5 protein-coding genes are annotated in these 6,470 nt (G+C 67.0%); 4 read left to right on the top strand and 1 reads right to left on the bottom strand.

All coding sequences use genetic code 11. The annotated features are described in order from the left end of the window. The first annotated feature begins 101 nt into the window (after positions 1 to 101). On the top strand, positions 102 to 1,595 hold the full coding sequence (locus HH308_RS28125) for an MFS transporter (protein ID WP_170197598.1): 1,494 nt from the start codon (positions 102 to 104) through the stop codon (positions 1,593 to 1,595). Between the two features lie 4 nt (positions 1,596 to 1,599). Then, positions 1,600 to 3,267: an FUSC family protein gene (locus HH308_RS28130; RefSeq protein WP_170197599.1), complete on the top strand. Its 1,668-nt coding sequence runs from the start codon at positions 1,600 to 1,602 to the stop codon at positions 3,265 to 3,267. Between the two features lie 34 nt (positions 3,268 to 3,301). Here the strand turns inward: HH308_RS28130 and HH308_RS28135 are convergent, their stop codons facing one another. Then, a complete protein-coding gene (locus HH308_RS28135; RefSeq protein WP_170197600.1) occupies positions 3,302 to 3,721 on the bottom strand; it encodes a hemophore-related protein in 420 nt (139 codons plus the stop codon). 308 nt (positions 3,722 to 4,029) lie between these two features. Here HH308_RS28135 and leuA point away from each other — a divergent pair, with 308 nt between their 5' ends. Beyond that, positions 4,030 to 5,883 (top strand): 2-isopropylmalate synthase, encoded by a 1,854-nt coding sequence (leuA, locus tag HH308_RS28140; protein ID WP_170197601.1) that lies wholly within the window; start codon positions 4,030 to 4,032, stop codon positions 5,881 to 5,883. A gap of 47 nt (positions 5,884 to 5,930) precedes the next feature. Beyond that, a complete protein-coding gene (locus HH308_RS28145; protein ID WP_312870883.1) occupies positions 5,931 to 6,284 on the top strand; it encodes a YchJ family protein in 354 nt (117 codons plus the stop codon). Positions 6,285 to 6,470 lie beyond the last annotated feature (186 nt).

Consider the following 6,470-nt stretch of genomic DNA (forward strand, 5'->3'; position numbering starts at 1 on the left):
GTGCGCGGAATATCTTGATTGCGTACAGCGTACTCATTGATTACTGTTCACGTTGAGCAAGCGACGCGTACGCCGTACGCACATCGACAGAAGGACGCCCCATGGCCATCGACTCGCCGACCGCACCCGCCACCAGCGGCGACTCGCGGCGCGCTTGGTTCGGCCTGGCGGTCCTCGCACTGCCGATTCTGCTCGTGTCGATGGACGTCTCCGTGCTGTACCTGGCGTTGCCGACCCTCACCCATCACCTGCATCCCACCGCCGCGCAGTCGCTGTGGATCCTCGACATCTACGGCTTCCTGCTGGCCGGGCTGCTCATCACGATGGGTAATCTCGGCGACCGCATCGGACGCCGTCTGTTGCTCCTCGCCGGCGCCGCCGTGTTCGGTATCGGTTCGGTGATCGCCGCGCTCTCCGTCGACCCGGCCATGCTCATCGCCGCCCGCGCACTGATGGGTATCGGCGGCGCGACGCTGTTGCCGTCGAGCCTGTCGCTCATCTCGACGATGTTCCCCGACGCCGCACAGCGCGCCCGCGCCATCGGCATCTGGACCGCGATGTTCGCCGGTGGTACCGCGGTCGGCCCGGTCATCGGAGGTGTTCTGCTGCAACACTTCTGGTGGGGTTCGGTGTTCCTGATCAACCTTCCGGTGCTGGCGATCCTGCTTGTCGTCGGGCCGTTCCTGCTGCCCGAGCATCGGGCCGAACGCACCGGCAGCTTCGACGTCGTCGGCGTCGGACTGTCCCTCGCGGGAATTCTGCCGACCATCTACGCGATCAAGCACGCCGCGGTCGACGGCCCCGACGTCACCGCCGCGGTGACCGGCATCGCCGGGCTGATTATGCTGGCGATCTTCGTCGCTCACGAGCGTCGGACCGAGAATCCACTGCTCGACCTGAAACTGTTGTCCAACAAGCGGTTCGGCGTCGCCATCGGCTCCAGTCTGGTCGGCATGATCTCGCTCGCCGCGCTGAGCTACCTGTCGTCGATCTACCTGCAAACGGTAACGGGACGTGAACCGTTCGACGCCGCGCTGCTCGGCATGCCGATGGCCGTCACGGTGTTCATGTTCTCCATCGGCGCGGCACGGATCACCGAAAAGCTCGGCGCGCGAAGGGGTTTCATCACTGCGCTGACAGCATCGGCGATCGGCAATCTCATGCTGTTGGGCATCGGCGTCGACGGTGGCATCTGGGCGTACCTCGCCGGCTCCGCAATCGCGGGCATCGGCTACGGCATCGCGTTCAGCCTCGTCTCCGACGTCGCCGTGTCCTCGGTGGCCCCCGAACGGGCCGGAGCCGCCACCGGCATCTCGGAAACCAGCTTCGAACTGGGCGATGCACTCGGCCTCGCCCTGATGGGATCATTGGCGGCGGTGGTGTTCCAGCGCGGCACGGCGCCGTCCGGTGAACGCTTCGCGGGCACCCTCGACCAGGTGATCTCCGCGACCTCCGATGCCCCGACCATTGCCGCGGCGAAGTCCTCGTTCGTCGACGGTGTGCACGTCGCCGTCGGGCTGTCGGGCGTGTTGCTCATCGCGATGGCCGTCGTCGTCGCGTTAGTTCTCCCTGCGAACGAAAAGCAGGCACGATAGGTCGGTGACCACACCGCCCCCACGCCCGCGGGCCTGGCAGACGTTCCTCTCGGCGCCGGGCCTCGGTTCACGCTGGCCGGTCGCGGTGCGGTCAGCGCTCACCCTCGCTGTCCCGGCACTTGGAATGTGGCTGGCGGGGCACGGCGCCTACGCGCTGCTCGTCGCGCTCGGCACGTTCGCCATGTTGTACGGCGAGAACCGACCGTTCCGAGTCCGCTGGCGAGTCGTCGCGACGATCGGCGCCATTCTCATCGCCTCGGTGGCTGCCGGCGGGTACCTCTCCGAGTTGCTGCAGTCGCGGATCACCGACGCGAACCTGCGCGCCGCGGTACTCGTCGTCGTGATGTCGTTGCTCGCCGGCACGGCTGTCTTCATCGGCACCGCGGTGCGCGCGGGGCCACCGGGGCCGATGTTCGTGGTGCTCACCGCGGGTGTCGGCTGGGTGGTCGTCAGTCACGGCATCGACCCGGCGATCGTCGTCGGCTGTACCGCACTGGGCGTCGCGTCGTCGTTGGTGGTATCCATGGCCCCCGCGCTATGGTCCCGTGACAAGCCTCAGACGGCCGCGATCGACGCGGCTATCACGGCCGTCGGCAGGTTCCTCGACGCCGATTCCGCGTCCACCGCGGAACTGGCCGCTCAGGCGTCGCGCAACGTCGCCGGCGAGCAACTTCACAACGCGTGGACGGTCCTGCACGACGCCGCCCAAACCGACGGCGAGCTCGCCGATCGACTCTGGGCCGCCCACCAGCGACTGGCCGGCGCGCCCGACGGCACGTCGACGGAGGTGACCGAATCCGGTTATCCGCCACCGCTTCCGCGGCCCTCGATCGTTCATCGCCTGAGCGAGTCGGCGCATGCGCACACGTTGCCCGCCTACAGCGCCGGGCGACTGGTGATCGCATCACTGCTGGCCGGCGCGCTGTCGATCATCCTCGCGCTGGGCAGACCCGATTGGGCGATCATCGCCGTCGTACTGGTTCTGCAAATGGGCCCCGACCGTGTCCGCGGCTCGTTGCGCGGCGTCCAGCGGATGATCGGCACGTCACTCGGTCTGGCGCTATTCGTCGTAATCCACTCGACTGAGCCGAATCAGCTGACCCTCATCCTCTTGCTGGCCGCGTTGAACTTCCTCATCGAACTGACCGTCGCCAGCAACTACGGACTCGCGGCGGTGTTCATCACGCCGCTCGCCCTGCTGATGAGTTCACCCAGCGGCGCGAACGCCGTGTGGTCGACGGCGGGCAGCCGCCTCGCCGAGACCACGATCGGCGTGACCCTCGCCATCGCCTCTCTCTGGGTGCTGTGGCGCCACGGCCACCGGGCCACCCTGCGTCTGGCTCAACGACGCACCCTCGGTCGAGCACGGGCGCTACTCGACGTCGCCGTCACGCAAACCCCGCTGCGGCCACCGGCGTCGACGATGCGCCGGGATTTGCAGTGGACGTTGCTGGGCGCCGACACCGCCGGGTCCAACGCCGCCCTCGACGAACCGGCCTGGGCGAAAGTCGAATGGCCACATCACCTTTCGGTGTGCAGCAGCGCCTACGACGTGCTCGCCGCATGCTGGCGGGCACCCACCGGCGAGCCGGTGGACGCAACGACCGCGGACCGACTCCGGGCCCGCATGCGCGGCCTGAACGACGACGACGCGGGCCCGTCAGCGAACTGACGGACCCGCGTCGGATCAAAACCGTTGGCGCAGATCAGAACTGACTGCAGGTAGCGATCACCCGGTCCTTGACCGCCTTCATCTTCGCCTTCTCAGCCGGCGTGAACTTCTTGTGGTGGTTCTTCCACTGCGGGTGCGCCTTGCGGAACTCGGCACGCTTGTCCTTGCGCTGCTGCGGAGTCATCAGCAGCCACTGCTCAAAGTGCTTCTTGCGCATCGGAGTTGCGTTGATCTTGTTCCACAGCGCCGGATCTTCCTTGGCGAGCGCACGCTCAACCTGAACGACGGTGCAGTTGGTGCCCGCCACCCTCGGAGCGCTGTGCGACGGTCCGGGCATCATGTGGTTCGGAGCCGCGCTGGCCAGTCCGGCGCCGGTCATCAGAACCGCTGCGGCACCGGCTCCGGCGACGGCCACCCCGAGCCGTCGCCGAAGTGCGGAAGTATTGATAGTCATAGGTTTCCTTTCTGACCTCGCCCCAGTGGCGGGCCGGGCAGCGCATGATGCGCCATATCCGGTTTCACGGGTAGTCGCAGTTAAACATGGCAAACCTTTGACTTTGCTTAAGACGCGCTGCAATCGGGAATAACCGGTGCCGGCTTGGACTGGGCGCCGCCGCGCGCTAGGCTGGATCCATGCAGCGTGCGCTCCTTCTCGGGTGCCGCGGCGGGGTCTGACCGACCGGCCCTCCGTCGCGGGGCCTTGTCGTATGCCGGTCATCTTCTTCGAAGAAGTTATCCTGATCACATGGAGATTGACCTCAAATGACACCTGCAGATTCCTTTTCCTCGGGCGTGAGTCGCATCGTCGAACCCACCGGCCCCATCCCCGCCGGACAGCCCGCCTGGAACACCCAGCGCAACTCCGCGATGCCCGTCCACCGCTACCGTCAGTTCGCCGACGAAGTCGAAACCATCTCGCTGCCCGACCGCACCTGGCCCGACAAGGTCATCAACCGAGCGCCGATGTGGGGCGCCGTCGATCTGCGTGACGGCAATCAGGCCCTCATCGATCCGATGAGTCCCGCGCGCAAGCGCCGCATGTTCGATCTGCTGGTCCGCATGGGCTACAAGGAGATCGAGGTCGGGTTCCCGTCGGCCAGCCAGACCGACTACGACTTCGTCCGCGAGATCATCGAAGACGACGCCATCCCCTCCGACGTCACCATCCAGGTGCTGACGCAGTGCCGCGAGGAACTGATCGTCCGCACCTTCGAGGCGTGCCGCGGCGCGGCGAACGTGATCGTCCACTTCTATAACTCGACGTCGGTGCTGCAGCGTCGGGTCGTGTTCCGCGCCGACAAGGCCGCGATCACCAAGATCGCCACCGACGCCGCGCACCTGTGCCTGTCGGAGCAGAAGAAGTACCCGGACACCAACTGGCGTTACGAATACTCTCCGGAGTCCTACACCGGCACCGAGCTGAGCTACGCCAAGGAAGTCTGCGACGCGGTCACCGAGATCATCGCGCCGACGCCGCAGAATCCGATGATCATCAACCTGCCCGCGACCGTCGAGATGGCCACGCCCAACGTGTACGCCGACTCGATCGAGTGGATGCACCGCAATCTGGCCCGCCGCGACTCGATCATCCTGAGCCTGCACCCGCACAACGACCGCGGCACCGCCGTCGCCGCCGCCGAGCTGGGTTTCCAGGCCGGCGCCGACCGCATCGAGGGCTGCCTGTTCGGCAACGGCGAGCGCACCGGCAACGTCTGCCTGGTGACCCTGGGCATGAATCTGTTCAGCCGCGGCGTCGACCCGCAGATCAGCTTCTCCGACATCGACGAGATCCGTCGCACCGTCGAATACTGCAACCAGCTCAACGTCCCCGAGCGCCACCCCTACGGCGGCGACCTGGTCTACACCGCCTTCTCCGGCAGTCACCAGGATGCCATCAACAAGGGCCTGGATCAGATGAAGTACGACGCCGACGACGCCGATTCCGACGTCGACGACATCCTCTGGCAGGTTCCTTACCTGCCGATCGACCCCAAGGACGTCGGGCGCACCTACGAGGCCGTGATCCGGGTGAACAGCCAGTCCGGCAAGGGCGGCGTCACCTACATCATGAAGGCCGACCACGGCATGAACCTGCCGCGTCGGCTGCAGATCGAGTTCAGCCGTGAGATCCAGAAGCTGACCGACGGCGAGGGCGGCGAGGTGTCGCCCAAGGAGATGTGGGACGTCTTCGCCGACGAGTACCTCAACCCGATCCGTCCGCTGGAGCGGATGCGGCAGAAGGTCGACGCCGCCGAGACCGACGACGGCGACGACGCGATCACCGCGGTCGTCAAGGTCGACGGTGTGGAGAAGGAGATCTCCGGCGTCGGCAACGGCCCGCTCGCGGCCTTCGTGCAGGCACTGTCCACGGTCGGCTACGACGTTCGCATCCTCGACTACGCCGAGCACGCGATGACTGCGGGCGACGACGCCAGCGCGGCGTCGTACGTCGAGGCCGAGGTCAACGGCGAGATCGTGTGGGGCGTCGGTATCGCGTCGTCGATCACCACCGCGTCGCTACGTGCCGTGGTGTCCGCGGTCAACCGCGCCTACCGCGTGTCCAACCCGGCGTCGACCGAGCGCACCGAGCAGGCCGCGCGTACCTGGGCTCCGTGAGTTCAGCTCTCGACGCCGGTAGTCGGTGCCCGTGCAGTAGCGGGGACGTGTTCGGCGACTGTTGCCGACCACTCCTCGCCGGTGCACCGGCGCCGACTGCCGAGCGGCTGATGCGGTCGCGCTACACGGCCTTCGTCGTCGACGACGCCGACTATCTACTCGACACCTGGCACCCCACCAAACGCCCGCCGGAACTGTCGCTCGACGACGACCTCTCGTGGCGGCGCCTCGACGTCCTCGCAACCGAAGGCGGTGGGCCGTTCGACACCACCGGCGTGGTCGAGTTCGAGGCGTTCTACCGTGGTCCCGACGGTCGCGGATCCCTGCACGAACGAAGCCGGTTCGTGAAGCAGGGCAGGGAGTGGCTCTACGTCGACGGCACAGCGCTGGCGAGTTCGTAGGCCGGACAGCGGCGAGCGAAGCACCCCGGCCGGTTGAGCGAGCACAGCGCCCCTTCCGCTGGGTTGAGCGAGCGCACCACCCTCTGCTGGTTGAGCGAGCGCAGCGCCCCTTCCGCTGGTTGAGCGAGCGCAGCGAGTCGAAACCCCGCCAACCAACCCCGCCGGTCGAGCAAGCGCTGCACCCCT

The organism is Gordonia asplenii (assembly GCF_012933505.1).
Lineage (GTDB): Bacteria > Actinomycetota > Actinomycetes > Mycobacteriales > Mycobacteriaceae > Gordonia > Gordonia asplenii.

Bases quoted from the DNA above. Each gene is read 5' to 3' on its own strand.
- HH308_RS28125 (WP_170197598.1), top strand. From the start codon at position 102: ATGGCCATCGACTCGCCGACCGCACCCGCCACCAGCGGCGACTCGCGG.
- HH308_RS28135 (WP_170197600.1), bottom strand. From the start codon at position 3,721: ATGACTATCAATACTTCCGCACTTCGGCGACGGCTCGGGGTGGCCGTC.
- leuA (WP_170197601.1), top strand. From the start codon at position 4,030: ATGACACCTGCAGATTCCTTTTCCTCGGGCGTGAGTCGCATCGTCGAA.